Genomic DNA, 1,887 nt, shown 5'->3' with positions numbered 1-1,887 from the left:
GACGCGGCCGAGAGGCCCTTGCTCGTGGCCGAGCTGCTCGTCCGGCGCGAGCACCTGCGGTTCTCGACCGGCCGCGGCTTCTTGCGGCTCGACCCAGCTCGGCGGGCGGTGGCCCTGTCGGAGCACGACCCCACCTCGCGCGAGCACGCCTACGCCCTGGCCGAGCTGGCGCACGCCTCGCTCTGGCACGAGGCTCCTGATGCGCACGACGTGTCACGCGCGGCCCTGGAGACTGCGGTCGCCGTCGGTGACCCCGCCGCCCTCGCCTACGCGTACGCGGCCGCTGCCATGAGCACCGTGTTCCGTGGCGAGAGTGGCGGTCCCGAGCTCGCCGCCCGCGGGGTGGCGGCGGCGACCGAGGCCCGAGACTGGTGGGGCTTCGTGCACGCGGCCCTGTGGGAGGCGAACGGGACCGCGAGCAACGTCGAGCCGGCCTACCCCCAGCTGCTCCAGAAGAGGCGCGAGTCGCTCGAGGAGCTGGGCGCCCCCCACCCGTACGTCGCGTGGATGTCGGCCGCCGAGGCGGGGGCGTGGCTCGACGTCGGCCACTGGGAGGAGTGCACGGACCGGCTGCGGGTCGCGCTCGGCTCGGACCCCGGCGCCGGCCCCGACGTCATGACGCGCCTGGCCGCAACACGCCTGGCGGTGCTGCAGGGCCGGCAGGCCGAGGCGGAGTCGCACCTGGCCCGGGCCGAGGAGCTCTTCGCCGACACCACCGACTTCCTCGCCTTCGAGTTCGACGCTGTGCGGGCCATGACCCGCCTCACAGGTGGGGACCCCTCGGGTGCCGTGGACGCCGCCTGGGCTGGTGCGACGGCGGCCGGGGTGCCGCCTACGCGGTGCGAGTGGCTCATGCCCCTGGCCGCCCGCGGCCTGGCCGACCTGGCCGACGGTGCCCGGGACCGCGGCGAACCACTCGACGACGTGCTGGCGCGCCTCGACGATCTCGTGGCCCGCTTCCCCCGGGTCATCCGGGACGGCGCCTTCTTCGACTCCCCCTTCTACACGCGGCAGCTCGAGGGGCTCGACGCCGTCTATGCGGCGGAGGTGGCGCGGTGTCGGCGGTCCCCCGACGAGGCCGCTCGGTGGACCGCTGCCGCCGACCTTCTCGAGGGGATCCTGCCGTGGGACGAGGCGTATGCCGCGTTCCGGGCCGGCGAGTCACGGCTCGTCCGTGGTCAGGGGACCCGCGAGGAGGCGGCAGCCATCCTGCGGCGCGCCCACGCGGTGGCCTCACGCCTGCGGGCCGAACCCGTGCTCCGGGAGACCGCCGACCTCGCCCGGGCGGCGAGGATCCCGTTGGGGCAGGTGACGCCCTCGGGGCCGGCGACCGGTGTGGGTGCGGCCGGCCGCCCCTTCGGCATCACCCCCCGTGAGGCCGAGATCCTCGAGCACGTCGTGGCGGGCCGCACCTACGGCGAGATCGCGCGCGCCCTCTTCCTCAGCGAGAAGACCGTGAGCTCGCACGTGTCGAACCTCCTGCGCAAGACCGGCACGGCCAACCGCGTCGAGCTGGCCCGGCTCGCCCAGCACCACGAGAGCCCCCCGCCCTGACGCCGCCGCCCCACGAGCCCTACGACCCCTACGGCAGGGAGACGGGGTCAGACGGCGGTGGTGCCGAGCAGCATCCGCACCTCGGCCGCGGTGACGACCGACCCGGTGGCGAGCACTCCCCCGCTGACACCGCCATCGGCATCCGCCATCCCGGCGGCCTGGTCGAGCGCGTCGGGCAGCTCGTCGACCACGGTCACCCGCTGGTCGCCGAACACCTCGACGGCCAGCTCCCCGAGCCGTCGGGGTGACATGGCCCGTGGAGAGGTCGTGCGAGTGATGACGACCTCGTCGAGCACCGGCTCGAGCGCCTCGAGGACCCCGACGGCATCCTTG

General features: G+C 75.0%; 1 protein-coding gene and 1 pseudogene. One reads left to right on the top strand and one right to left on the bottom strand.

Features of this window, described 5'->3' with window-relative positions; genetic code table 11:
• On the top strand, positions 1 to 1,554 hold a 1,554-nt coding region (locus PKY62_RS13225), incomplete at its 5' end, for a LuxR C-terminal-related transcriptional regulator (protein ID WP_324537711.1).
• A gap of 47 nt (positions 1,555 to 1,601) precedes the next feature.
• Here PKY62_RS13225 and PKY62_RS13220 read toward each other — a convergent pair.
• Positions 1,602 to 1,887 (bottom strand): annotated as a pseudogene (locus PKY62_RS13220) (dihydrofolate synthase); the annotation flags it as partial.

The organism is Actinotalea sp., from assembly GCF_035443605.1.
Taxonomy (GTDB): Bacteria; Actinomycetota; Actinomycetes; order Actinomycetales; family Cellulomonadaceae; genus Actinotalea.
This window is presented reverse-complemented; position numbering and strand designations above follow the sequence as displayed.